General features: G+C 60.6%; 20 protein-coding genes. 10 read left to right on the top strand and 10 right to left on the bottom strand.

All coding sequences use genetic code 11. From position 1 onward, the window contains the following. Positions 1–416 precede the first annotated feature (416 nt). The 5 genes from M2367_RS16000 to M2367_RS15980 all read left to right on the top strand — a co-directional run bounded on the left by M2367_RS16000 (position 417) and on the right by M2367_RS15980 (position 10,218). Positions 417–4,112 (top strand): Ig-like domain-containing protein, encoded by a 3,696-nt coding sequence (locus M2367_RS16000; protein ID WP_310504077.1) that lies wholly within the window; start codon positions 417–419, stop codon positions 4,110–4,112. 186 nt (positions 4,113–4,298) lie between these two features. Continuing rightward, positions 4,299–5,678, top strand: a complete 1,380-nt coding sequence (dbpA, locus tag M2367_RS15995) for an ATP-dependent RNA helicase DbpA (RefSeq protein ID WP_042044331.1) — start codon at positions 4,299–4,301, stop codon at positions 5,676–5,678. A 91-nt stretch (positions 5,679–5,769) separates the two neighbouring features. Continuing rightward, on the top strand, positions 5,770–6,060 hold the full coding sequence (locus M2367_RS15990) for a YkgJ family cysteine cluster protein (protein ID WP_259237254.1): 291 nt from the start codon (positions 5,770–5,772) through the stop codon (positions 6,058–6,060). A gap of 382 nt (positions 6,061–6,442) precedes the next feature. Then, positions 6,443–7,870, top strand: a complete 1,428-nt coding sequence (locus M2367_RS15985; protein WP_259237253.1) for a PepSY domain-containing protein — start codon at positions 6,443–6,445, stop codon at positions 7,868–7,870. A gap of 380 nt (positions 7,871–8,250) precedes the next feature. Next, entirely contained in the window at positions 8,251–10,218 is a 1,968-nt protein-coding gene (locus M2367_RS15980; RefSeq protein ID WP_259237252.1) for an LTA synthase family protein, read from the top strand. A gap of 73 nt (positions 10,219–10,291) precedes the next feature. On the opposite strand, the gene M2367_RS15975 is transcribed toward M2367_RS15980, so the two are convergent. Beyond that, positions 10,292–10,762: an Lrp/AsnC family transcriptional regulator gene (locus M2367_RS15975; RefSeq protein ID WP_042001133.1), complete on the bottom strand. Its 471-nt coding sequence runs from the start codon at positions 10,760–10,762 to the stop codon at positions 10,292–10,294. 538 nt (positions 10,763–11,300) lie between these two features. On the opposite strand from M2367_RS15975, the gene M2367_RS15970 reads away from it, so the two are divergent. After that, positions 11,301–11,474, top strand: a complete 174-nt coding sequence (locus M2367_RS15970; RefSeq protein WP_198135319.1) for a hypothetical protein — start codon at positions 11,301–11,303, stop codon at positions 11,472–11,474. A gap of 77 nt (positions 11,475–11,551) precedes the next feature. Here M2367_RS15970 and M2367_RS15965 read toward each other — a convergent pair whose 3' ends face one another. After that, positions 11,552–12,055 (bottom strand): GNAT family N-acetyltransferase, encoded by a 504-nt coding sequence (locus tag M2367_RS15965; RefSeq protein WP_042044335.1) that lies wholly within the window; start codon positions 12,053–12,055, stop codon positions 11,552–11,554. 229 nt (positions 12,056–12,284) lie between these two features. Between M2367_RS15965 and M2367_RS15960 the strand changes: the two genes are divergently transcribed. Together M2367_RS15960 and M2367_RS15955 are read left to right on the top strand one after the other, a co-directional pair. Further along, positions 12,285–12,560, top strand: a complete 276-nt coding sequence (locus tag M2367_RS15960; RefSeq protein ID WP_042044336.1) for a hypothetical protein — start codon at positions 12,285–12,287, stop codon at positions 12,558–12,560. 113 nt (positions 12,561–12,673) lie between these two features. Next, a complete protein-coding gene (locus M2367_RS15955; RefSeq protein ID WP_259237250.1) occupies positions 12,674–13,540 on the top strand; it encodes a neutral zinc metallopeptidase in 867 nt (288 codons plus the stop codon). A 70-nt stretch (positions 13,541–13,610) separates the two neighbouring features. On the opposite strand, the gene M2367_RS15950 is transcribed toward M2367_RS15955, so the two are convergent. Further along, positions 13,611–14,318, bottom strand: coding sequence for an adenine nucleotide alpha hydrolase (locus M2367_RS15950; RefSeq protein WP_259237249.1), 708 nt, complete (start codon positions 14,316–14,318; stop codon positions 13,611–13,613). 153 nt (positions 14,319–14,471) lie between these two features. On the opposite strand from M2367_RS15950, the gene M2367_RS15945 reads away from it, so the two are divergent. Together M2367_RS15945 and M2367_RS15940 are read left to right on the top strand one after the other, a co-directional pair. After that, on the top strand, positions 14,472–15,788 hold the full coding sequence (locus M2367_RS15945) for an MFS transporter (protein WP_259237248.1): 1,317 nt from the start codon (positions 14,472–14,474) through the stop codon (positions 15,786–15,788). A 145-nt stretch (positions 15,789–15,933) separates the two neighbouring features. Then, a complete protein-coding gene (locus M2367_RS15940) occupies positions 15,934–16,629 on the top strand; it encodes a MarC family NAAT transporter (protein ID WP_042044340.1) in 696 nt (231 codons plus the stop codon). A gap of 74 nt (positions 16,630–16,703) precedes the next feature. Here M2367_RS15940 and tldD read toward each other — a convergent pair whose 3' ends face one another. From tldD to mreC, 7 genes are all read right to left on the bottom strand, one after another. Next, positions 16,704–18,152, bottom strand: coding sequence for a metalloprotease TldD (tldD, locus tag M2367_RS15935; RefSeq protein WP_259237247.1), 1,449 nt, complete (start codon positions 18,150–18,152; stop codon positions 16,704–16,706). Between the two features lie 234 nt (positions 18,153–18,386). Further along, positions 18,387–19,193 (bottom strand): carbon-nitrogen hydrolase family protein, encoded by an 807-nt coding sequence (locus M2367_RS15930; RefSeq protein WP_259237246.1) that lies wholly within the window; start codon positions 19,191–19,193, stop codon positions 18,387–18,389. A gap of 33 nt (positions 19,194–19,226) precedes the next feature. Next, positions 19,227–23,123 (bottom strand): YhdP family protein, encoded by a 3,897-nt coding sequence (locus M2367_RS15925; protein ID WP_259237245.1) that lies wholly within the window; start codon positions 23,121–23,123, stop codon positions 19,227–19,229. Next, the gene (rng, locus tag M2367_RS15920) at positions 23,123–24,592 is read right to left on the bottom strand and encodes a ribonuclease G (protein WP_042044344.1); all 1,470 of its coding nucleotides are present in this window, start codon (positions 24,590–24,592) and stop codon (positions 23,123–23,125) included. Before rng ends, M2367_RS15925 begins: the two co-directional genes overlap by 1 nt. Before the next feature lie 86 nt (positions 24,593–24,678). Beyond that, complete coding sequence (locus tag M2367_RS15915; RefSeq protein ID WP_042044345.1) at positions 24,679–25,266, bottom strand: nucleoside triphosphate pyrophosphatase; 588 nt, start codon at positions 25,264–25,266, stop codon at positions 24,679–24,681. 2 nt (positions 25,267–25,268) lie between these two features. Next, positions 25,269–25,754, bottom strand: a complete 486-nt coding sequence (mreD, locus tag M2367_RS15910; RefSeq protein ID WP_042044346.1) for a rod shape-determining protein MreD — start codon at positions 25,752–25,754, stop codon at positions 25,269–25,271. After that, positions 25,754–26,638, bottom strand: a complete 885-nt coding sequence (gene mreC / locus M2367_RS15905; protein ID WP_042044347.1) for a rod shape-determining protein MreC — start codon at positions 26,636–26,638, stop codon at positions 25,754–25,756. Before mreC ends, mreD begins: the two co-directional genes overlap by 1 nt. Positions 26,639–26,642 lie beyond the last annotated feature (4 nt).

The following is a 26,642-nucleotide window of genomic DNA, read 5'->3' as shown; positions in this document are numbered from 1 at the left end:
CCTCTGCCAGCAACGCTAGCCTTCCTCTGCAGCAAAACCGCACTCCCGTGCTCCCCGGGCAGCCTCACCATAATGCCTAAAAACCAGCACTGCCCCGAAGAGGGCACCCACCACTGATATAACTAATAACTGCACTTTTCTTAAAAAACCACTAGTTTTTATTCTATCAGTAATGCGTGGCAATATTTGAAGACCTCGCCTAAACATATAAAACAAATTAATGTTTTTAATATCAATAGATGGATATCGAACACCAAAACAGATCAATTTATTAATCAGCCCTCCCAGTTAAACCCTCCTGACAGATATGTTGGAACATGATGATAAATAACCACTCAAGGCATAAAAAACCAATGAAAGCATCATAAAAAACCAAAAATTATCATTGTAAATCATCGTCATAACCATAAAGAGTTATGTGCGGCATCACCAACCTTATTATACGGCTATTCACGTGTTACCAAACGCATATTAACCATTTAACCCATGCAAACGCAGGGTGTATAAGGGGAAACTCCATGAGCAGGATGCTTAATATTTTTCTTCCGCTACTGTTTACTCTGGCTTTATTCGCCTGTGGCGGAGGGGGTGGAGGCGGAGACGACAGTAACGCTCCCGATCCAGGCCCTGCCAAGAAATTAACCAGCCTCCAAATCACCACCAATCCCGTTGGCACCCAGGCTCGGGCCGAGGTAGATCCCAAGATACCCCTAGGCATCGATACCCAGTATCAGGCGATAGGCGCCTACAGTGATGGCAGCACAGAGGATCTCACGACTAAGGTGAGCTGGAGCAGCTCTGACCCCGCCATTGCCACCATAGATGAGAGTGGGCTGGCTAAAGCGATGGACTTGGGGCAATCCACCATCACCGCCAGCTATCAAGGAGTAACCAGTAACAGCTCCATGTTTGAAGCCACCAGCGCCATCGTGACCAATATCCAGATCACGGCCCCCGCATCCAAGTTGGCCAAAGGGCTCAAACTGCAGCTAAAAGCCATGGCTACCTTCTCTGATGGCAGCAGCAAGGATATCTCTGCTCAAGCCAGCTGGATCAGCAATCAGCCGACTCTGTTGACAGTCGATGCCAAAGGGGAAGTCACTGGCAAGGCAAGCGGCACTGCCATTGTGACCGCCCACTTGCAAGAAGCGACGGGACAGATAAGCCTTTCCATCACCAATGCCACCGTGAGTCAGATCCAGATCACCCCCGCCAGTTTGACCCTGGCCAAAGGGATGGCGAAAAAGCTGACTGCCATTGCCACTCTCAGCGACCAGAGCACTCAGGATGTGTCCAGCCAGGTCGCCTGGTTGAGCAGCAATACCAGCATCGCCACCATCAGCACTCTGGGCCTTGTCAACGCCGTGGCGACTGGCAGTACCACTCTGTCCGCCAGCCTGCTCGGCGTCACAAAGAGTCTCAGTCTCACCGTCACCAACGCCACCCTCAATCAGGGCGGCCTGACCATTGCCACCCCCCCTCTGACCCTGATCGCAGGCCTGACAGCTCAACTCGCCGCTACCGGTAGCTATAGCGATGGCACCACTGTGGATGTCACTGCCTCCGTCAGCTGGGTCAGCAGCGATCCCGCTGTCGCCACCGTCAGCCTGACCGGCCTGGTCACTGCCGTCGGCCCTGGCACTGCAACTATTACCGGGACGCTTGACGGGCAAACCGTCACCCTGGTGGTTACAGTCACTAGCGCCAGCCTCAACCCGAACGGTCTGTCGATCTCGACACCTCCCTTGACCCTGGCCGCCGGCCTGACAGCTCAGCTCGCAGCTAACGGCAGCTACGACGATGGTAGCAGCAGGGATGTGACTGCCAGTGTCAGTTGGACCAGCAGCGACCCGCTGGTTGCCACCGTCAGTCCCTCTGGTCTGGTCACCGCCGTTGCCCCCGGCACCGCCATCATCACGGGCACCCTGAGTGGCGAAACCGCAACCATTTTAGTCACAGTCACCAGCGCAGTCCTCAATCCTGGTGGACTCACCATCACAGTTCCGCCTTTGACGCTGGCCGCCGGTTTGACTGGCCAGCTAACAGCAACTGGCAGTTACAGCGATGGTTCCAGTGTGGATGTCACCGCCAATGTCAGTTGGACCAGCAGTAACCCTGCTGTTGCAACCGTTGGCCTCAACACTGGCCTGGTTACCGCCGTACTGCCGGGCTCTGCCACCATCACAGGTACCCTGGACGGACAGACGGTTACCCTGCCGGTGACTGTCACCAACGCAGTCCTCAATCCCAATGGTTTGGTGATTACAACCTCCCCATTGACCCTGGCTGCCGGCCTGACCGGTCAACTCACCGCCAGTGGTACTTATAGCGATGGCAGTGTTGTCGATGTTACCGCCGATGTCAGTTGGACCAGCAGTAACCCTGCTGTTGCAATCGTTGGCCTCAACACCGGCCTGGTTACAGCCGTACTGCCGGGCTCTGCCACCATCACAGGTACCCTGAATGGCGAAACCGCAACCCTGCCGGTAACTGTCATCAGTGCCGTACTCGTCAACAGTGGCCTGGATCTCACCACTGGCGCCCTGCTCAATACCCTGCCGGCAGGCACTACGACCCAACTGACGGTCACAGCCACCTTCACCGATGGTACCAGTAGTAATGTGACCACATCGGCGGCACTTGTCAGTGACAGCACAGGGGTCGCTACTGTCTCACCCAGCGGCCTAATCACCGCGGTGGCACCGGGTACGGCAGGCATTACCGCCAGCTATGGCGGCCAATCGAAGGTAGTGACCATCACAGTCACCCCGACCGTACTAACCGGCATCCAGATCACACCACCCATCATCAGTCTGGTTGAGACGCTGACCCAGCCTTTAGTGGCCATAGGCCTGTTCGATAATGGCACCACCTCGGACATCACCGATCTGGTGACCTGGACTGTAACACCCGTGAATGCGGCCGTGGTTGGTGCCGATGGTCTGCTGACCGCCTTGCTCGCAACGGCAGGAGGCACGGTTCAGGCCACGCTGACTGGCGTCAATAGCAACTTGGCTCAGCTGGATATCAGCTCCCCCACCCTGCTTAACCTCGAGATCCTGGATGTGCCCGCCAACCTGGTTGCCGGACTGCTCTCCCAGCTCAAGGTGAATGCGGTCTATGACAATGGTCTGGTCGTGGATGTCACCAATCAAGTGACCTGGAGCAGCAGCAATCCACTGTTGGCGACTGTGGTCAATGGCCTGGTCACCAGTCTGTTGCCTGGCTCGGTTACCCTGACAGCCCAATTGGGGGTTATCGATGAAACGGTGACTCTCAACGTCAGCAACCCCAGCCTCGATAGCCTGACGGTACAGGGGGACTTGAGTACCCTGCCCTTTGGGATCCAGCGCCAGCTGAAAGCCTTTGCCAAGTACTCCAACTCGGCAACGCCGGTTGAGGTCACCGATCAGGCTCTATGGAGCAGCAGCAACGCGAGTGTGATTGCAGTTGATAATCTGTTGAACAAGGGGCGGATCGAGGCCAAAGCCAGCAGTGGCACGGCCACCATCAGTGCCAGCCTCAATGGCGTCAACAGCCAGCCGACTGCGCCCATTACGGCAGCGCCTTCTACGGTCAACTCGGTCGCGATTCAAGGAGGCGCCTCCGGTACGCTGGTGACAGGCACCAGTGTGCAACTCTCAGCACAGGCCAGCCTGAGCGGAGTGGGCAGCCCGCAAGATGTCACCAATCTGACTAGCTGGACCAGTAGCAACACCGCTGTCTTGACCGTGACTCAGCAAGGCCTGGTCACCGCCGTTGGCACGGGCACGGCCACCGTCACGGGTACTTACTCTGGCGTCAGTGGTAGCCAGGTATTTACCGTGTCGGCCGCCTCACTGAGTAGCCTAACGGTGACCTGCACCAAGGGGCTGGTCGTCGAGTTGCTGGGGATCCCGGTTGCCAATCTGATCACCCTGCGGGCCACGGGCACCTACAACAATGGCTCGACTCAGGATCTCACCAACGTGGCGGGCTGGACCGAGAATGGTACGCTCATCGGTATCAACCTTGGCTCGACCAGAACGGTGCTGTTGAGCGATAACATCATCTATGTCGCCAGTAAAGATGGTATGACTGGTACTGTTACCGCCCTCAGCGGTTGTAACTAACCGTCGTCCCTCCTCAAGCAAAGGGCTCCGTGATGGAGCCCTTTTTTTATCCTCATCGCCTCACTACCATGCCCTTCAGCATCGCCACTGAATGTTCAAAAATCCGCCACATTTCATGCCCACTTCTGGTACAATGCGCGCCCTTAGCGCCACGCGCCCCCCATTTTTCCGAAATAGAGTCCTTTTGTGAACAACAGCGAATTTAGCAGCCTCAACCTCTCTCCTGCCCTGCTTGAGAACCTCGCCAGCCTGGGCTATCTGCAGATGACCCCGATCCAGGCACAGAGCCTGCCCCTGGTGCTCGATGGCAAAGACCTGATCGCCAAGGCCAAAACCGGCAGCGGCAAGACAGCCGCCTTCGCCCTTGGCCTGCTCTCCCGACTTAATCCAAACCGTCTCGACGTGCAGGGGCTGGTGCTCTGCCCGACCCGCGAGTTGGCGGATCAGGTGGCTCAGGAGATCCGTCGACTGGCCCGTACCTTGCCCAATATCAAGCTGGTGACCCTGTGCGGCGGCACGCCGACCGCACCGCAATCCGCCACCCTGGGGTTTGGTGCCCACATCGCCGTCGGCACCCCTGGCCGCATTCTCAAGCATCTGGAGCAGGGCACTCTGGAACTCTCCAGCCTGGAAACCCTGGTGCTGGACGAAGCGGATCGCATGCTGGACATGGGCTTTGGCGAAGACATCAATAAAGTCATCAGCTATGCCCCCGAGCGCCGCCAGACCCTGCTTTTCTCCGCCACCTACCCGGAGGGGATCGCCCAGATGAGCCGCGGTGTGCAGCGCAATCCGGTCGAAGTCAGCGTGGAATCTCTCCACGAAGGCAGCGCCATCGAACAGAAGCTGTATGAAGTGCCCGCCGGTCAGCGACTCGAGGCCCTCAGCTGGCTGCTGAGCCACTACCAGCCAAGCTCCTGCGTGGTGTTCTGCAACACCAAGCGCGCCTGTAACGACGTGGCCGACCATCTGGCCGCCAAGGGCTTCTCGGCACTGGCGCTGAATGGCGATCTGGAGCAGCGCGAGCGGGATCAGGTGCTGGTACGTTTCGCCAACGGCAGTACCTCCATCCTGGTTGCCACCGACGTGGCCGCCCGTGGGTTGGACATCAAGGAGCTGGGTGCCGTCATCAACTTCGAGCTGACCTATGATCCCGAGATCCACGTGCACCGCATCGGCCGTACTGGTCGCGCCGGTCAGCAAGGCCTGGCCCTGAGTCTCTATCAGGGGAACGAAGCCCAGCGCGTCAACTTCATCGAAGAGTACCAACAGGCCCCTATCCCCCATGGTGATCTAGCCAGCATTGGCCGCGAACTCAAGCCGATCGCGCCGCAGATGGTGACCCTCTCCATCGATGCGGGCCGCAAGAGCAAGGTGCGGGCCGGTGACATCCTGGGCGCCCTGACCGGTGAGGGCGGCATAGCCGGTAGTGACGTCGGCAAAATCCAAGTCTCCGAGCAGTATTCCTATGTGGCCGTCAAGCGCCAGGTGGCAAGCGCCGCCCTCAAGCAGCTGCAAGAGGGCAAGATTAAAGGCCGCACCTACCGCGCTCGCAAGCTGGGCTAAGGTTCAGGTTGTCGTCAGCCCCATAGAACACAGGCGCCCGTTGCGGGCGCCTGTGTCATCTTCAACCAAACCAGCCCCCATGAGATAACCCATGTCCCACGCTAATCCACCCGAAGTCAGCTGTCAGAACTGCGAGGCCTGCTGCTGTCGCCTCGAAGTGATGCTGTTTACCGACACCGGCGTGCCGGATCGCTATGTGGATGAGATAGAAGGACAGGTGCCCGTGATGCACCGCCTGGAAGATGGTTGGTGTGCGGCGCTGGATCGTAACACCATGATGTGCCGCATCTATGAAGTTCGCCCCCTCATCTGCCGCGAGTTCGAAATGGGCGAGCCCGACTGCATCGACGAACGGGACAAATGGTTTATCAAGCTGGAGTGAGCCCGCCCCGATCGCCGCTGGATCGCCCTCATCAATGAGGAGCCACCGCTACGAAGTACACCCCCCTCATCTGCCGCGAGTTCGAAATGGGGGAGCCCGACTGTGTCGACGAACGGGACCAATGGTTTATCAAGCTGGCCTGATCTGCCAAACCATTGCTCCGCCAGATACCTGTCCCCGAACTCCTTTGAATTTTTCCACTGTTGCCAGGCATCCCCAGCAAATCAGTCCCTCCTTCAGAGCCTGAGGTAGAGCCTCGGCTCGCGGCCTGGACCCGGCGGTAATCTGTACAGTTGCGACTGACAAAATATTGCTGTTATCATGCGCGCGCCAAACCTTCCACTAGCAAGAAGGTTTATATTTTTTTGCCGAGGAGTGTCATGTGAATAATAAGGACGTGAGTCATTACCAAAGGATCTGGCGCTGGCACTTCTACGCAGGTCTGTTTGTTGCCCCCTTTCTGATCCTGCTCTCCCTGACCGGGATCATTTATCTGTTCCAGCCCCAGCTGGATAGACTCATGTATTCCGAGCAACTCGTTGTCGTGCCGGGCGAACCCCGTATGGATGCAGACTTTCTGGTCAACAAGGCCCATGGCTCCTTGCCTGATAGCCAGATAGTGAAGTACATCCCGGCCCCGGCTCCGGATCGCAGCGACCAATTGGTGGTACGCCAACAGGATCGGGAACTGACTGTCTTCATCGATCCCATTCGTGGCACCCTGCTCGGCACCCAAGACAATCACTATAACCTGCAAGCCATTGCCCGTGCTCTCCATGCCGAGCTCATGCTGGGCACCATAGGCGATCGACTGATCGAGCTGGCGGCGGGCTGGGGGCTGGTATTGCTTGGCACAGGTCTCTACCTCTGGTGGCCACGCAAGGGACCCGGCATGCAGGGGCTGCTCTGGCCGAGGCGGGATCAGCGAGGCCGTCTCTGGTGGCGGGATATGCACGCAGTCGTCGGCTTCTGGGGGGCGGGTTTCCTCGTGTTGCTGCTCTTGACCGGCATGACCTGGACAGGTTTTTGGGGGGGGAAGTTCGCCGGGGCATGGAATAGCTTCCCGGCCCAGATGTGGGATCAAGTACCAAGCTCAACCCCGCTGGCTCGCAGCCTGAATCACGCTCACGAACAGACGGTTCCCTGGGCGGTGGAAACCCAGCCGATGCCGACATCGGTTGCTCACGACCAGGATGTAAACCAGGCACAGAACGCCGCCATGCAGGAGTCCCCCGCTCACGATCATAGCGCCATGAGCCATGCGAGCGGCCCGGCCGAGCCCGGTCGCATCAGCTGGCAGCAGGTGCTGGCAACCGCCGAGGGCCGCCAGGTGCAACCCGGCTATAGCATTACGCCACCTTCAGGTTCCAAGGGTGTCTTCACTCTGGCGCTGTTTGCCGATGATCCCCGTCACGATGCCACCCTCCACCTGGATCAATACAGTGGCAAGGTACTGGCAGATGTACGCTGGCAGGACTACAACCTGATCGCCAAGACGGTGGAAACCGGCGTCATGCTGCACATGGGCAAGATGTATGGCTGGCCCCACCAGTTGGCCATGCTGCTCATCTGCCTGATGGTCTTGCTGAGCGCGGTCAGCGGCCTCTGGATCTGGTGGCGTCGCCGCCCGGCTGGCCGACTCGGGGTACCTCCCCTGCCGACACCCCTGCCCTCCCTGCGCGGAGCCCTCCTCTTGCTGGCCGTGCTCGGTCTCGCCTTCCCTCTGGTCGGCGCTTCCATGCTGGTCATCTGGCTACTCGACAGCCTGTTGCTGAGTCGCCTCGGGGCTCCCCTGGCCAAGTTGCGATGACCCCAGGTTGAAATTGGCCCCTTATGGGGCCTTTTTTATCCCTCCAACGCCAGAATTTGTCCGCTTTCACACTGCGCCCGCACGGGCATATGCCGGCAACCGCCCCTGCATCCCGAGGATGCGAACCCGTTCACTCCTCCCGGTCACTTTATCCCCAGCATGAACACTGGGCATGGGGGGGATTTTCCCCTATGGTGGCGAGCACGCAGGGATGTGTAACTGCAAGCCTGACCCGGAGGATGGGGGTAGCATGAAAATGCGAATAAACCACTGTTTCGCCTCCTCGAATGCAACCTTTGCCCTTCTGCAGTGTCTTACCGACGACAATAAAATAATGCCTGAGGAAACAGGCATATACAGGCTCATATCAGGAACCCTTAATGAAACAGCTCAAACAGTGGCTAGGCCCCTTCTGGCCTTTTGCCTGCTTCTCTTTACTCGCTCTCGCCATGCTCAGCCTCTCTCGAATGGGACTGGCCCTCTGGCAGGAGGATCGCGTCAATGCCGTCGCTGGCTGGGGTCCCATGCTGCTGCAGGGGATCCGGGTCGACTTCGCCACCCTCTGCTGGCTGTGGGGCGTCCCCGCCATGTTCACCATGCTGCTGGCAGGTCCCCATGGGATAGGTCGCGCCTGGCTCGGGCTGATGCGTGTCTGGCTGACCCTGGGATTGTGGTTGATGGTCTTTCTCGAGATCTCGACGCCCTCCTTCATAACCGAATACGGTGTCAGACCCAACCGTCTCTACATCGAGTACCTCATCTATCCGAAAGAGGTGCTCTCCATGCTGTGGGCCGGTCGCAAGGCCGAGCTGCTGCTTTCTCTGTTGATCAGCCTGTTGACCCTCTGGGGAGGATGGCGCCTGGCCGGGTATCTGCTCAAGGATCTGGCGCTGCCCCGCTGGTACCTGCGTCCTGCCTTCGCCTTGCTGATCCTGGCCATAGGTTTCCTTGGCGCTCGTTCCAGTCTGGGCCACCGCGCCCTCAATCCGGCCATGGTCGCCTTCGCTGACGACCCCCTGGTCAACGCCCTGACTGTCAACTCCTCCTACTCGCTGTTCTTCGCCATCAAGCAGTTGGGCAACGAGGAAGATGCGGCCAGCATGTATGGCAAGCTGCCGGATGAGCGGGTCATCGAGCTTGTCCGCGCCGAGAGTCGTCGCTCTGCTGCCGCCTTCGACTCGGCCAGTCTGCCGAGCCAGAGCTTCAACCCGGCCAGCCACCAGGGCAAACCGAAGAATCTGGTCATACTGCTGCAAGAGAGTCTGGGGGCCCAGTTCGTGGGTTCCCTCGGTGGCCTGCCGCTCACCCCCAATATCGATGCCCTGAGCAAAGAGGGTTGGGCCTTCAACCAGCTCTACGCCACCGGCACCCGCTCGGTACGCGGCATAGAGGCGGTGGTGACCGGCTTTACCCCTACCCCGGCTCAAGCCGTCGTCAAGCTGGGCAAGAGCCAGACCAACTTCTTCACCCTGGCGGATCTGCTCAAACAGCGTGGTTACAGCACCAGCTTCATCTATGGGGGTGAGAGTCATTTCGACAACATGCGCAGCTTCTTCCTCGGCAATGGCTTTAGTAAAATCGTCGAGCAGAAAGACTTCCTGAACCCCGTCTTTGAAGGTTCATGGGGCGCGTCGGATGAAGATCTGATGGCCAAGGCCAATGACACGTTCGAGGCCCTGCATAAGGAAGGAAAACCTTTCTTCAGCCTGGTATTCAGTTCCAGCAACCATGATCCCTTCGAGTTCCCGGACAACCGCATCGAGCTGTTTGAGCTGCCCAAGGCGACTCGCAACAACGCCGCCAAATATGCCGACTACGCCATCGGTGAGTTTTTCAAGCGAGCCAAGCAATCCGACTACTGGAAGGACACCCTGTTCCTCATCATCGCAGACCATGACAGCCGGGTCGGGGGCGCCAGCCTGGTTCCCATCCCTCGCTTCCATATTCCGGGCGTCATAGTGGGTGGCGGCCTGGCGCCCAAGCAAGATGCACGCATCGTCAGCCAGATAGACATGGCGCCGACCCTGCTCTCCCTGATGGGGGTCAGCGCCAGCTACCCCATGCTGGGGCAGGATCTGACCCGCACGCCAGACGACTGGCCCGGGCGAGCCATCATGCAATACGACAAAAACTTCGCCCTGATGCGGGGCAAGGACGTGGTGATTCTGCAACCGGAGCAACCGGCCGAGGGGTTCGTCTATGACGCGACCAGGCAGACCCTGACCCCGACGCCCCAACCCGATACCCTGAAAGAACAGGCACTGGGATTGGCGCTGTGGGGCAGCATGGCCTATCAGAAAGGGCTCTATCGCACCGCACCTGAGGCTGAGACGACGCTCAAGGAGTAGCAGTCAGGAGGGCCATGGCCCTCATCAATAAAAAACCCGCCAACTGGCGGGTTTTTTATTGATCCGAGCTGGCTCAGGTTGTCAGAAAGCAGGGTAAAGAGCGGCTGAACCTGTGTTCGAATACCAGGGATGTCTCGAGGTGCACCACCTCTTCCCGGGAAGTGAAGTGATCGAACACGAAGTTGCGCAGGTGTTCCGTATCGGCAACGCACAGATGCACCAGGAAATCATCCTTGCCTCCCATGTGAAACAGGCTGATCACCTCGGGCAACAGCAGGATGGCATCGCGAAACTCATCGATGATCTGGCGGCTGTGACGCGCCAGCTGCAAAGAGACCATGGCCTGGATATGCCCGCCAAGGGCCTGATGATCGACCTCGCAATGGGCCCCCTTGAGCACCCCATCTTGCTGCAATTTACGCACCCGCTCCAGACAGGTGGAGGGAGCCACCCCGACCAGGGCCGCCAAGTCCTTGTTGGTCATGCCAGCATCACGAAACAGGTGTGCCAGGATATCCAGATCCAGCTGATCCAGGTTTCTCATCTCTACTCCTTGAACCGATCAAATTGCTCCAACTCTGCCCGACAACCGAGCTAAACACAACGCAGAAGACACCTGATCACCCTTCAGGGTCGTGGCCATATGCAGGCGGCCGGTGTCAGACTAGATGAAGGTAAATTCAGATTTATTCCTGAACCACCAAATAAATGTTTGCTTTTTGCACAAGTTAGCGACATAGTACGCGCCGGCTAGTTAATCAGCCCTGTTTATGTTTACCCTGCAATGCTTCACCTCACGATGAACCCTGTCAGTATCCGCATAACCTTCTTCTGATTTACTCGCCTTGAGAACCGTCAGGCTGTCTGCCTGCGTTGCCCGGCTCTCACGGTGCAGACCCGATCTGCCCACCCAAATGAACTATGCATCCGCATACTCTTTTGCGCATTCCTTGAAAAGTGCAGACGCCCCTCATCAGGGCTGGGTATTCCTGCGCGCTTGTCGACCACGCTGCCGACCGCGTCCATTAACCTGACATTTGCCAACACAAGGAGCAAACACTTAATTTATATAGAGAAATACCATGATGAAAGCCATACACACACACAAACCCCTGCGTCGTAGCAAGCCCATCAACTTGCCACCCATGGATCCGAGCCCCGGCTACCTGATCCAGTTCAATACCCGTTTCAGCGGTGGCTTTGCCATCCAGTGCGACGGCTTCCCTGCCGAGTTCTCCATCGAAGATCTCGACTAACCGGGTTCATATAGCCGCCAGCCGAAACAGACAGGCCACCCCCAGGGGTGGCCTGTTGCGTATCGAATCTGCTACTTTCAGCCGGCAGGCTCGAGCAGCAGGCACTCGTCAGCATCCTCGCTCAATCTGATCAGACCACGTTGCACCAATCCCAGCTTGGCCAGCAGTGCCAGTGAACTCTGGTTGCCCGGCGTGACGATGGCGATGACCCGCACAATCCCCAACCTTTCCCGACCATCCTGCAGGGCCGCCTTCGCCGCTTCTATGCCATAACCCTGACCGCGATAGGCGGGCAGGAAGGCATAACCTATGTCTTCGCAGGGCAGGGTATCGCGTTTGACCAGCCCGCAGATGCCAAGCTTGGCCCCGTCACTCTTGCGCGCCACCAGGTAGAGGCCAAAGCCATGCTGGCCATAGCTGACCCTGGGACCCTGCTGAATGTATTGCTCGGCCCCCGCCAGATCGCGCACACCGCGATCGCCGATGAAACGATGAAAGTCAGGATCATTGAGCAGTTCAAGAATGAAGGGGGCATCACTGGCATCGAGTTCGCGCAGGGACAGGCGATCGGTGTGGATCATGGTTCTCTCGTGGCTTGAAGGCAGAAATTGAGGCCTTCAAGCCTGCACCCGAGAGGGGTTGATGACAAGCACCACGCCATGAAATCCGGGCCTGGATCGGGTTTCCTGCTGGCCGATTCCGCCCCTTGACGAGCGTTTCGCCACGCGGACCGGACTCGGCATCTCAGGCAGGCTATAATAGCGGCCCTTGTTTTCCACCATGCCCACGCCGGGCACCAAGAGCCAGACCATGACCGACCATAACCAAGATGCCACCGAATTTTTCGACGAACAGACCCTGCTGGAAACAGTGGAAAACCAGCTGGCCGAGGGCAATCCGCTCCAGGTCAAGGCGACCCTGATGCGCCTCACCATGAAGGGCATGGCCCGGGAAGAGGCGCTGCAATATATCGCCTGTGCCCTCGGCGCCGAACTGATGGCGATGGATGCTGATCAGGGTCCCTTCAACCTGGTTCGCTATGGCCAGTTCCTGGACAGTCTGCCCGAGATGCCCTGGGCCGAATAGTCTCTTGCCTGGGCCAAGCGTCAGCCAGGCCCAGGAGAGCATCCGCTCGGCAACCAGGTAGAATTCCCCCGCAACCATTATCATTACTCCCACCGGATTGAGGAGATGTGAACATGCGCTGGCAAAACCGTCGTGAGAGCAACAATGTCGAGGATCGCCGCCAGCAGGGGGGCGGCAGCGGGGGGGGTCTGCCCATCGGCGGAAAGGGACGCTTGATCCTGCTGGTGGTGGTCATGGTCGCCGGCTACTACGGGGTGGATCTCAGTCCGCTGCTCAATGGCACTGATCCCAGTCAGTCGGTGTCGCAGCAACCCAGCCCCGACAAGCAGGGCACAGCCCCCGCCAATGACGAGCTGGCGCGTTTCACCTCGGTGATGCTGGCCTCGACGGAAGATACCTGGGAGCAGATCTTCCAGAAATCCGGCAGCCAGTATCAGCCCCCCAAGCTGGTGCTCTATCGCGGCGCGACTCGCACCGGTTGCGGTCAGGGCCAGTCGGTGATGGGGCCCTTCTACTGCCCGGCTGACAAGTCCGTCTATATCGATCTCTCCTTCTATCAGGACATGAAGACCAAGCTGGGGGCCGATGGCGACTTCGCCCAGGGTTATGTGGTCGCTCATGAAGTGGGTCATCACGTCCAGAATCTGCTCGGCATCTCTACCAAGGTGCGTCAACAGCAGCAGGGGCTGAGCCAGGTTCAACAGAACCAGCTGTCGGTCAGGCTGGAGTTGCAGGCTGACTGCTTCGCCGGGGTCTGGGGACACCAGATGGAACGCGAGCAGATACTCGAGCGCGGTGATCTGGAAGAGGCGCTCAATGCCGCCCAGGCCATTGGGGACGATCGCCTGCAGCAGCAAGGCCAGGGACGCGTGGTGCCAGACAGCTTCACCCATGGCAGCTCGGCCCAGCGCCTCGAGTGGTTCAAGCGCGGCTTTGACAGCGGCGATCCTGGTCGTTGCAACACCTTCGCCAATCGCTGACCGGATGGAAAAAAGGGCCGGATCCCGCCAGGATCCGGCCCTTTTTCCATTTCAAGCCCGTTCGGGCCAACTAGCCAGGCGGAGGGTTGATGGCATCCGCGGGCAGCAGATCGGTGAACACGAAGCCGTCCCGGGTCACCGTCTCACCGACCAGGATCTCGAGGGGCCGCAGGAACATGGGGCCATCGACCGCCAGAGTGTGAAACTCCCCCCGCTCGCCACAAGGATCCACATCCGCAGGCAGTGCCGCCAGCAGCGCCTCATCAAAACCATGCCCCCCCAGACTGGCAGGCAACTTGCCCGGATCCAGCGTGCTGATATAGGCCCTGAGCCCGGCTGCCATCATCTCCCTTGCCAGCAGACGGGTATCGCTGCCCCAGAGCGGGAACAGCGCCGTGATACCCGAACTGGCCAGTTGTTGCTCACGATAGGCCCTGACGTCCTCCAAAAAGAGATCGCCAAACGCCATGTGGGTGATGCCCCGAGCCCGCACCCCGGCGACAAATTCCCCCATGATGCGGGCATACTCTTCGTTGCTGCACGGCCAGGGCAGCATGATCTCGGTGAGCGGCAGGCCGACGCACTGCGCCTGGCGCTGCAGCAATTCGCGCCGCACCCCATGCATGGCCACCCGTTCGAATGCCTGATTCAGGGTGCAGAACAGGCCCACCACCTCGAACTCGGGATCCTGACGCAGTCGATGCAGGGCCCAGGCGCTGTCCTTGCCACTGCTCCAGGAGAGCAGAACCTGCGTAGGGGACCTATCCATTTCGTTCATTCGCTTCTCTCTTCATGGGCAAGACGGGGTTGCAAGACTGTATTGCAAATTGTGCGATTTACACTTAGGGACACAAAAGCATACTCTCGAGGCTGAGCGTATCCCCGTGAGCGGGGAACAATAACTAAAAAAATGATGGGGAAACATAAGGATATGACAACAGCCACGCATGCGGATGGCCACACCCGCCCACTGAACCGACAGGATTACAAGACCCTGAGCCTGGCGGCGCTGGGCGGCGCCCTCGAATTCTACGACTTTATCATCTTCGTCTTCTTCGCCGTGGTGATAGGCGAGCTCTTCTTCCCACCCGATATCCCCGAGTGGCTGCGCCAGTTCCAGACCTTCGGCATCTTCGCCGCTGGCTACCTGGCCCGCCCTCTCGGCGGCATCATCATGGCGCACTTTGGCGATCTCATCGGCCGCAAACGCATGTTCACCCTGAGCATACTGCTGATGGCCTTGCCGACCCTGTTGATCGGCTTGCTGCCTACCTATGCCACCCTCGGCATTGCAGCCCCGCTGCTGTTGCTGCTGCTGCGGATCCTGCAAGGGGCCGCCATCGGCGGCGAAGTGCCGGGGGCCTGGGTCTTCGTGGCCGAGCACGTGCCCGCCCGCCGGGTTGGCCTCGCCTGTGGCACCCTCACCGCCGGCCTGACCGCGGGCATACTGCTCGGTTCTCTGGTGGCCACCGCCATCAACCGCGGTATGAGCCCGAGCGATGTCAGCGACTGGGGTTGGCGCCTGGCCTTCGTCCTTGGCGGTCTGTTCGGCATCGTCGCCATGTACCTGCGCCGCTGGCTGCACGAGACCCCGGTATTTGCCGAGATGCAGGCCAACAAGGCCCTGGCCGCCGAACTGCCGCTCAAGACGGTGCTGCGTGAGCACAAAGGCAGCGTGGTGATCTCCATGCTGCTGACCTGGCTGCTCTCCGCCGGCATAGTGGTAGTGATCCTGATGACCCCCTCCTATCTGCAGAAGCTGCATGGGGTCAGTCCGGCCGATGCGCTGTCAGCCAACTCCCTGGCCATCGTCGCCCTGACTCTGGGCTGCATCTGCTATGGCCGTCTCATCGACAGCCTGGGCAGCGGCCCCACCTTCATGCTGGGCTCCCTGCTGCTGGCGGTAGCCAGCTACAGCTTCTATCACGGTCTGCTGGGCGGGACTGAACAGCTGATCCCTCTCTACACCCTGGTCGGTTTCGCGGTCGGCATTGTCGGCGCTGTCCCCTATGTGATGGTGAATGCCTTCCCGGCCGTGGTGCGCTTCTCCGGGCTGTCGTTCTCCTACAACGTGGCCTACGCCATCTTCGGCGGCCTGACCCCCATGCTGGTCACCCTCTGGATGAAGAATGACGTGCTGGCTCCTTCCCACTATGTGGTGGCCCTGTCACTCCTGGGTTTCCTGCTCGGCCTCTTCCTCTGGCTACGAGATCGCAGCGCGCGTCAGAGTGCGCCCCAGGTCGCATAAAGCCTCCTAGAGAACGGCAGAAGCCCCGCCATGGCGGGGCTTCTTTATACTGTGTCCGTCGAGCGAAAGCGGCATAATATAAGCACTTCTGATGCCGGGGCAGGCCATTTCGTCCCGCGCCACCACCATCCTAACGAGGCTACTCATGTTTTTTCAGGTTGTACTGCTGACCCTGCTGGCCCTGTTGCCCATGGTAAACCCGCCGACCACGGCGACCCTGCTGCTGGGTCTGAGCAAGGGCATGTCCCGGGAGCATGTACGCCGCCAGATCAATCTCGCGGCCATCTATCTGTTTGCCACCCTCTGCGTCAGCTTCTTCATCGGCTCTTCCATCCTCGACTTGTTCGGTATCTCCATACCGGGACTGCGCCTGGCCGGCGGCCTCATCATTGGCTTCATCGGTTTTCGCATGCTGTTTCCGGCCCCGCCCCAGGCCGGTGAGACGGACACCAACCAGAGCATTGCCTTCGTGCCGCTTACCATGCCCAGCATGTGCGGCCCTGGCACCATGGCGCTGGTGATCAGTGGCGCCGCCCAGATTGCGGATCTCTCCACAGAGACTCCTCGCCTCCCCATCTACGGCGGGGTGGTGGTCGCCTTCGCCCTGATGAGTCTGTTCAGCTGGGCCGTGCTCAAGTTGGCGGATCCCGTCTGCAAGCTGCTGGGTGAGACAGGCATCGATGCCATGACCCGCATCATGGGCTTCTTGCTGGTCTGCATGGGGATGCAATTTTGCATCAACGGCATCAAGGAGGTCGCCCAGGATCCGGTATTCCACTCGGCCCCCTCCGCCCAGCAGGCTCCCGCCCCCTTGTCGGAGCGGCTACCCGCCAAACCATGATCGTCAGTGTTACCCAATGCAAAACCCCGGCCTGAGCCGGGGTTTTTTATGGTCATGAGCGCCAGCATCCTGGCTTACTGGGTACCGCCCACAGTGAGCTGATCCAGCTTGAGGGTCGGCTGACCGACCCCAACCGGCACACTCTGCCCCTCCTTGCCACAGACGCCAACCCCGCGATCCAGCGCGAGATCCCGGCCCACCATGGAGACCTGGCTCATGGCTTCCGGGCCATTGCCAATCAGGGTGGCCCCCTTGATGGGGGTGGTTATCCTGCCATCCTCGATGAGATAGGCCTCGGAGGCGGAGAAGACGAACTTGCCGGAGGTGATATCCACCTGGCCGCCGCCAAAGTTGGGGGCATAGATGCCCTTCTTGACCGAGGCGATGATCTCCGCCGGATCATACTGACCCGCCAGCATGTAGGTATTGGTCATGCGGGGCATCGGCAGGGCGGCATAGGATTCACGACGGCCATTGCCCGTCGGCGCGACCCCCATCAGGCGGGCATTCTGCTTGTCTTGCAGATAACCCTTGAGGATCCCGTTCTCGATCAGCATGTTGTAGCCGCCGGGAACCCCTTCATCATCGATGGTGACAGAGCCGCGACGCCCCTGCAGGGTGCCATCATCGACGATGGTGCAGTGTTTGGAGGCGACCTGCTCACCGATACGACCGGCGAAAGCGGAGGATCCCTTGCGGTTGAAGTCCCCTTCCAGGCCGTGGCCCACCGCCTCGTGCAGCAGCACACCGGGCCAACCGGAACCCAACACCACCGGCATGGTACCGGCCGGGGCATCGATGGCCTCCAGATTGACCAGCGCCTGGCGTACCGCTTCGCGCACGAAGCCGAAAGCCCGGCTCTCAAGGCCATCGAGTTCCAGGAACCAGTCATAACCAAAGCGGCCACCACCCCCGGCGCTGCCCCGTTCGCGGCGCTCGCCCCGTTCCGCCAGCACGGTTACCGAGAGGCGCACCAGAGGGCGAATGTCGGCGGCCAGGGTGCCATCGGTGGCCGCCACCAGGATCTCTTCATAGACCCCATTGATGGAGGCCATCACCTGCGTCACCGTCGGATCCAGACTGCGGGCAAACTTGTCCATCTGCTCGAGCAGGGCAATCTTCTGGTGCTTGTCCAGGGTCTGCAAAGGATCCAGGGCGGGATAGAGCAGGTTGGCCGAGGTTCGGGCCCAGGCCTTCACCTTGCCCTGACTGCCTGCGGCGGCGATGCCACGGGCGGCGGTCACGGATTGCTCCAAAGCGCGCAGACTCAGCTCATCGGAGTAGGCGAAGCCGGTCTTCTCTCCGCTGACGGCACGTACCCCGACCCCCTGGTCGATGTTGTAACTGCCGTCTTTGACGATGCCATCTTCCAGCATCCAGGACTCATGCCAGCTGCGCTGGAAATAGAGATCGCCAAATTCCACCTGGTGGCTCATCAGGCTGCCGAGCAGCTGTTGCAAGCGGCCTTCATCCAGCCCATTGGGCGCCAGCAGGGAGGCACTCACCTGATTCAATAGACTCAATCTTTCTCTCCACTCTCGATGCGAGACGTCGTAACGGTGAATTCATCCGGTGTGGCCCGGTGACAAGTTCGTATTCGTAGGGTGCAATGAACAAAGTGAACTGCATCGCCAACCCAAACATAGACACAGGTGCAATGCGCTTCGCTTGTTGCACCCTACGTCAATCAAGCAACCGGGCGTGGTGCACTATCGGCAAACGACTGCGTTTTAGTTCTTCACCTCTTCACCACACCATCAGAGCAAGCGGGCGTGTTGCAGCACGGGCATGGTGCGTTTCAATTCGTCGACAAGCCCGGGATCCATCTTCACCAGCACTGTGGCGGGGCCCGCATCCTGGCAGGCCAACACCCGCCCCCAGGGATCGATGATCATGCTATGGCCCCAGGTCTGGCGGCCCGTCTCGTGGCTGCCGCCCTGATTGGCCGCCACCACATAACACTGGTTCTCGATGGCGCGGGCCCGCAGCAGCGGCTCCCAGTGCGCCTCGCCGGTCACGGCGGTAAAGGCGGCAGGCACCAGCAACACCCGGGCCCCCTGGGCGCTCAGCCGACGATAGAGCTCGGGAAAGCGCAGATCATAACAGATAGAGAGGCCGAGGGGGCCAAAGGGCGAGTCAGTCAGGCTGACCTCCTGACCCGGGCTGAAGGTCTCGGACTCCCGGTAGCGGCCATGGTTGTCCGCCACATCCACATCGAACAGATGGATCTTGTGATAGTGACCTCGGCGGGCCCCCGCCGGATCGAACACCAGGGAGCTGGTGTGGATATGGCTCGAGCCCGGGATCCGGGTCGGCATGGCGCCAGCCACCAGCCAGATGCCATGCTCCTGAGCCCAGCGGGCCAACTGGGACTGAATGGGCCCCTCGCCAAGGCATTCTGCCCCATCGAGATAACCCTGCCGCTCGCCAAACAGGGCGAAGTTCTCCGGCAGCAGCACCAGCAAGGGGCGCGCCGGGGGGAGATCGGCCAGCAAGCTGGCAATCTGCGCCCTGTTATCGGCCCAGTGTCGTCCCGAGATCAACTGCATTGCGCATAGCCACATGACTCACTCCTTGTTCATCATCCGGATGGGGTCTCAACGCTGGGACGGGCCATCATGCTTGGGGTTGAGCAGGAAGGGGCTCACCTCGTTGGGGGGCAGGGTTGGCGCTACCTGCTCCACCGCCTGCTTCTGATCCTGATTGAGCTTGATCATGGCCCTGTCCCGTCCCGCCTCGATAAGCCTGGGATCGTCGATGGGCCCTGAGACCCGAAAATCGATGCGGGTGATGACGTCCACCACGGGCTCGAGCAGCTTGGAGAGCGCCAACACGTAGAGCCCTGTGATGGGGGTCAACGAGAAGGCCGCCACCACCGGCAGGGTGCCCCCCAGGTTGGGGGAAAAACTCAGCTCATAATCGATGTGCCAACGGACCAGATCCAGCACCCCTTCGCCTCTGAGATTACCCGCGGCGCCCTTCATGTAGAAGTCATTGTTGTGCACTATGCCCTTGTCGATCTTGGCGGTGGCGGACATGGACTCAAAATAGAAGCCCTTGTCGAACACGTCGCGAAAATCGAGGCGCAGCTTGCGCAGGATCGAATCCAGACTGAGCAGAGAGAGCAGCCGGGCGCCCTTGTCGTTCACCTCACGCAGGGTGCCGCCTTCCAGCTGGTACTCGGCCGTGCCGTTCAGGCTTGCCAGGTTGAGTCGATAAGGGACATCCTGCCAGCTGAGGCTCGCCTTGGCCTTGGCGGGCGCATCGCCGATGGGGGAGGTGTAACCGAGCCGCTTGAGCAGCAGCTCGCTGTTTTTGCTGTTGATGTCCAGCCGGGCCTGGGTCTGCATGCCGCTGGCACTCACTATCCAGTCGGCACTGCCGCTGAGCTGGCTGTTCGCCAGTCGCATGTCGAGCCCCTTGAGGCTTACCTTGCCGGGGGCTGGCACCAGCTCTCCCTTGACCGCTCCCAGGGGCAAGCTGCCAAAACGGCAATCCAGGCAGCTGAACCTGAGCCAGGGCATGGCGTCCATGATGGCCCTGTCTTGACTGGCATCGGCACCGGGTCGCAAGTCCTGGCTATTGCCGGACCAGTGAATGCGGGCAAACTGGGCATCGACCGGCTGACTGTCCGCCAGGGGGAGTCGCACTACCCCCATCACATCGGGGCTGTCGATCATCACCTCGGTCGCCCCGGCGACGGGCCCGACCGTGAAGTGCACGGCCTTGAGCAGGGCACTGCCCAGACTCGCCTGTGCCAGCTGGCCATCCACCCACCAATCTGACGGCAAGAAGGCTGGCCCCACCAGGGCCGGGCCCTGGTCTCCGTGCTCCGGTAACCAGCGATTGAGCTTGGCAAGCCAGCCTGCCACATCGGCATTGGGCTGGTTGATGGCGATCAGCATGGGCTTGTCGCGCAGCGCCCTGCCACCGGCGCCGCCCACGTCCAGCCGCAAGCGGCTCAGATAGGGGCTGGCTTCGCCATAGACCAGGCTACTTTGCAGCGCGACATCTGTGCCCAGGGCGCCATGGATTTCGGCCACCCCGCTCTGCCCTCGTACCGTGACGTTAAGGGGTTGGCGCGCCCCAGCCGCCTTGTTGAGGGGGGCAGGCAACTCCAGGGCCATGCCCTGCAGATCCGAATCGAGTCCGAGCTGGAAGTTAAAGGGTTTACCCCCTGGCAGGTTCAGCGCCAGCTTGCCGCGCCAGTTGCTGCGTCCTCGCAAGATGGCCAGGTCGCCTATCTGCTTTGGCTGGCGGGCGCTGTCCCAATTCCCTTTGAAATCAAGGTCAACCTTATAGACCCCAGGCTGCTGCCTGCCGTGATAATCCAGAGTCAGGGGCTGGTCCCAGAGTCTGGCCTTGAGCCCCTTGAAGCGGGTCTGGGCATTGTCATACTCGAGGCGGCCCTGCACCTGCTCCAGAGGCAAGTTCAGGGAGGCGACCCGCACCTTGTTGCCATCGAAATCTGCGTGGCCCTCGGCCTTGACCTCCCCCTTGCCATCCAGGGGAATGTCGAGCTTGACCGTCCCCTTGAGCGGGCCGCGCACCTCCAGCTCGCCCAGGGCCTGACCGACCGAGTCCTTCAGGGGCGAGGCTTGCAGGTAGTCGCTGATGGCCTTGCCTTCCCCCGCCACCTTGGCGTCTATGTAGAGATGGGCACCGGGGTAGAGATCCGGGATCCAGGCATGGACATCGTCCGATCCCGCCTTGCCGAGCCGGGTAGCGTGGCTGCGCATATCCAGGCTGGCATTCTGGAACAGCAAGTCTATCTGCAAGTCGGTGAGAGGCTGCCAGCCGGGATCGAACTGGAAGCGCGCCCTCTCGAGGGGCACGGCCGCCTGGAAGATGCCCTCTCCCTTGGCATAAGGGAAGTCCTTGAACTCGCCGTACCAGAGCAGGTCGGCCCCCTTGGCCTGACCGCCCTGAATGGCAGCGCTCAGGTAATCGACCAGGCTCTTGCCCATCACGGCGAGGGGGAAGTAGCCATCGGCGTGGGCCGCATTCTTGACGTCAACATGGCCGGTCAGGGCCAAGAAGGGGTGTTCGAACAAATCGAGTCGAAAACGGCTGCTCAGGCTCAAGTCAGGGTTATCGAGGAGAATATCCTGACCGTAGAGCACCCAACCCTCCGGATCGCGCCACCAGTCGAGGCGGGCCGAGAAATCATCGATTGGGATGACGCGCTTGAAGTGACGGGCCGGGTCCAGCTTGTCCTTGCTCATCCGCAGTCGGGCGCTGCCGCCGGTCGGAGTGAGCCAGAACTCGCCGTTCAGATCCTGCACGCCGGGCACATCCCGCCACGCCTTGAGTTTGAGGTGAGCGAGATCCCCCCGCAGCGAGAGTCCCTGCCAATCTCCGGCGGCCTGCAAAAACAGCTCCTTGATCTCCCCCTCGGGCTGGGTCTGCTTGAGGGTCTCGGTCAACGCGGGGTAGAGGCCAGAGACCAGCTGGCTCAGGCTGGCCGCCTGCTTGAGATCCACGGCGGGCACATAACCCTGGATCCGGTCGCCGATGCGCTCGAGTTGCAACCTGCTGCGCAGCCAGGGTTTGCCGTCGAGCTTGAAGGTCATTTCGTGGCTGGCCAGTTGCCAGTCATCCCCGTCCCGACGCAGCTGCACTTTACCGCCCTGCAGACCCAGATGGTGCGTCTCGCCCTGTTTGGGATCTTTCCAGATGAGGTAGTTGTTACCAAACGCGAGCAGGGAGTCGCCAATCTGGCCACCGGCGAAGCGGCTCCAGAGCTGGAAGTCGAGCTGGCCGTCAACCTTGGGTTCACCGGTATGGATGCGGGCCAGCAGCGGGCCCAGATCGAGCTGCTTGGCGCCAAGGTAGAGCTGCCCCTCCAGCCTGTCGAAGCTGCGTGCCGGGTTGGTGACATCCAGGATCAGATCCAGGGTGCTATCCCCCACCCCGTTGACCAGATACGCCTTGCCCACCCCCTGGTGGCGCTTGCCGCTGTTGCGCCAGCGCAAGTTGGCCACATCCAGCGCCCGCACCGCGCCCAGGGCAGTGGTGATGCTGACGCGGGTGTTGTGCACATCGAAGGTGTCGAGCTGGGTCAGCAAGAAACGCAGCAGGGCCCGCTGCTGGTCATGGGGCTTCTCTTTCTGCTCCACGGCGGGCTGGCTCAGATCAAGGTGGATATCGCCATCGCTCAGTTGCAACTCGCCAAACACGGGCCTCAGCCGCTGCAGAGATTGCCAGAAATCGAGGTGAGCCCAGACTTTGCCGAGGCGAATGGCAAAACGCCCCGAATCCGGGGCTATGGTGAAGTTGGTCAGGGCCAAGGCGGGGCCGCTCTGGGTCCAGTCCAGGCCGACGGCGTCGACGCTGGCCTCCAGCTGGCTGCCCGCGAGCAGATGATCGAGCAGGGCCTGGCGATGCTGGTTGATCAAGGGGCCGCCAAGGCGCACCAGGCTGACCAGCAGCGCCAGCAGCACGAAGCAGACTCCGAGGGCCAGCCAGCCCCGACTCAACCAGCGGTGGATCACTACATCATCACCACATCAAACTGTTCCTGACCACAGAGCGGCTCGCTGATGAGTCGCACCTGCTTGCCGATGAACACCTCCAGCTCGGCCAGGCTGTGGGACTCCTCCCCGCGCAGATAGTCCGCCACGGCAGGGGCCGAATAGACGGTGAACTGATCCGCATCGTAGGCACGGTTGACGCGGATGATCTCCCGCAGGATCTCGAAGCAGACCGACTCCACCGTCTTGACCCGGCCGCGCCCCTTGCACTCGGGGCACTCGGAGCAGAGCACATGCTCCAGGCTCTCCCGGGTGCGCTTGCGGGTCATCTCCACCAGGCCGAGCTGGGAGAAGCCGTTGACGTTGGTCTTGGCCCTGTCTTTGGCCAGGGCCAGCTCCAGGCTGTGCAGCACCCGGCGCCTGTGATCCTCGGACTGCATGTCGATGAAGTCGATGATGATGATGCCGCCCAGGTTGCGCAGCCGCAGATGACGGGCGATGGCGGCGGTGGCCTCGACGTTGGTGTTGAAGATGGTCTCTTCCAGATTGCGGTGGCCGACGAAGGCGCCGGTGTTGATGTCCACCGTGGTCATGGCTTCGGTCTGGTCGATGATGAGGTAGCCGCCGGATTTCAGCTCCACCTTGCGCTCCAGGGCGCGCTGGATCTCGTTCTCCACGTCATAGAGATCGAAGATGGGCGACTCCCCCGCATAGGACTCCAGCTTGCTGGCAAGCTCGGGCACATACTCCTCGGTGAAGCGTTTGAGCGCCTCGAAGCTCTGCCTGGAATCGACCCGGATCTTGTCGAGCTCGGCACCGACGAAGTCACGCACCACCCGAAAGGCGAGGCTGGGATCTTCATAGAGGATCTTGCAGGGGGGGTACTTGTGTTTGCGCTCCAGGATCTTGCGCCACAGCCGTTTCAGGAAGGCGGCATCCTGCTCGAGTTCCTGCTCCCCCACCCCTTCGGCGGCGGTGCGGATGATGTAGCCGCCCAGATCGTCCACATAGCCGGCCACGGTGCGCTTGAGGCGCTCACGTTCGGCCTCGGATTCGATCCGCTGGGAGACACCGACGTGGGCGCTGCCCGGCATAAATACCAGATAACGGGACGGCAGGGTGATGTCGGTGGTGAGACGGGCGCCCTTGGTGCCCAGGGGATCTTTGACCACCTGCACCATGATGTCCTGCCCCTGACGGACCAGCTCGGCGATGTTGCCCGCCTGGAACTGCTCCTTCTCCTTGACCGCCACGCACTCGGTGTGGGGCACTATGTCGGAGGCGTGCAGGAAGGCGGCCTTGTCCATGCCGATGTCGACGAAGGCCGCCTGCATGCCAGGCAGCACCCGGCTGATCTTGCCCTTGTAGATGTTGCCCACTATGCCACGCTTGGCCTGGCGCTCTACGTGCACTTCTTGCAGCAGGCCATTCTCGACCAAGGCGACCCGGGTCTCTGAGGGAGTGACGTTTACCAGCAGTTCTACCGACATAAGTTACCTTGTCTGTTCTAGTTTTGAATTCTGGGCAGCCCATCAGGAACAGGGGCGGAGGTAACAGGGTAAACGCGGAGAGAGACTCAGCCCGCCTGTTCCAGATGTGCCTTGATCAACAGATCCGTCTCCAGCAAGGGCAGGCCGACCACGGCGCTGTAACTGCCCTCGATGCGGCTGACAAACTTGCCAGCTATCCCTTGGATACCATAAGCCCCGGCCTTGTCACAGGGCTCACCGGTGCGCCAATAGGCCTCAATCTCGCTCTCATCCAGCTTGCGAAAGGCCACATTGGTGGTCACCAGTCGCACGTCACAACGCTCTTTCGTCGCCAGGGCCACCGCCGTCATCACCTGATGCACCCGACCGGAGAGTGCTTCCAGCATGTCTTTGGCATCGAGCAGGTCGGAGGGCTTCTCCAGCACCCGATCCCCCAGCACCACTATGGTGTCGGCACCCAGCACCGGCAATGCGGTCGGGGCCGCTGCCACACCGGCCATCGCCTTGTCACGGGCGAGGCGGCAGACGTAATCCTGGGGCTTCTCACCCTCGAGACGCTGTTCCGGCACATCCAGCCTGAGTACCTCAAAGCGGTAAGCGAGTTGGGTCAGCAGTTCCCTGCGACGGGGAGAGCCAGAGGCGAGATAGAGTTGCAGTTCGTTATGTTTGCTCATAATCACTTGATATTAAAGCGGCGGCGCACTTTGCGCAGCACCAGAAACACCCAAGGCCATATTAACATCGTGGAGAGGGTGGACCAGAAATAGGCCAGATTGAGGCTGGCACGACCAAACAGATGCTCGGACCAGAAGATGGCGACCTTACCCACCAGGGAGAGCAGACCTATGATGAGGGCTTGCTGCCAGAGGGAGAAGTTGCGGATCTTCTGGAACTGGAAGGCAGCCAGATAGGTGGTGATGGCCATGGCCATGGCCCGCACACCCAGGGTGCTGCCCAGCAGCACATCCAGCAGCAGACCGGCCACCCAGGCGGTGCCGACATTGGCCCTGTGGGGCAAGGCCAGCGCCCAGTAAATGAGTACCATGGCGAGCCAGTCCGGCCGGAAAGGCTCGAACTGAAAAGGGAGCGGCATGATGGAGAGGCTCAGGGCCAACATGACCGAGACCCAGATCCAGAGTCGCCCGCTAGCGGGTTCCAGCATCAGCGGGTCGCCCCCGCGGCCGAGGTCGCGGGCGCAGCGGCCTCTTCGTCGTGGACTTCGGGCTTCTTGTCAGTCCAGAGCAGCAAGAGGTAACGCAATCTGTCCAGCGCCACCAGCGGCTTGGCCTCTATCTGGGCGAAGGGCTTGCCCTCCACATAGTCGGAGCGGGTCACGGTCGCCACCGGATAACCTTCCGGGAAGCGGCCACCCAGACCCGAGGTGACCAGCAGATCACCAACCTGGACGTCGGTATTGCGCGGCAGGTTGCGCAGCTCCAGCTTGTCCAGCTCGCCGCTGCCGGAGGCGATGGCGCGCAGATCATTGCGCAGCACCCGTACCGGAATGCCGTGGCTGGTATCGGTGATGAGCAGCACCCGACTGGTGGTCGAGCCCACGTGCAGCACCTGACCGATCACCCCCTGATCGTTGATCACCGGCTGGCCGTTATAGACGCCATCCAGTGCCCCCTTGTTGATCAGCACCTGATGGCTGAAGGGGTCGGAATCCACCGACAGCAGCTCGGCCACCATCTTGCGGGACTCGTTATGCACGGGAGAGCCAAGCAATTCCCGCAGCCGCTGATTCTCATGCTCCAGATGATCCAGCTTGAGCAGACGGGAACGCAGAGTGAACAACTGCTGTTCTTGCTGCTTGGTCTGTTCGATGAGACTGGATCGGGTCTGCACCTGGGTCGACATGGTGTCGAGCAGGGAGCTGGGGGCATTGGCGATATATTGCAGCGGGCTGACCAGGGAGCTCAGATAGACGCGGACGTGCGTGAACACACCGAAGCGGGAATCCGCAACGATGGCAGCAACCGAGATGATGACGGCGAGAAACAACCGTAACTGAAGCGAAGGGCCTCTACCAAAAATGGGTTTCATGTGT

Origin of the sequence: Aeromonas sp. BIGb0445, assembly GCF_024809075.1 — a bacterium.
GTDB classification, from domain to species: Bacteria; Pseudomonadota; Gammaproteobacteria; order Enterobacterales; family Aeromonadaceae; genus Aeromonas; species Aeromonas rivuli.
The sequence above is the reverse complement of the archived record's forward strand: the minus strand, read 5'-3'. Positions and strand labels throughout refer to the sequence as shown.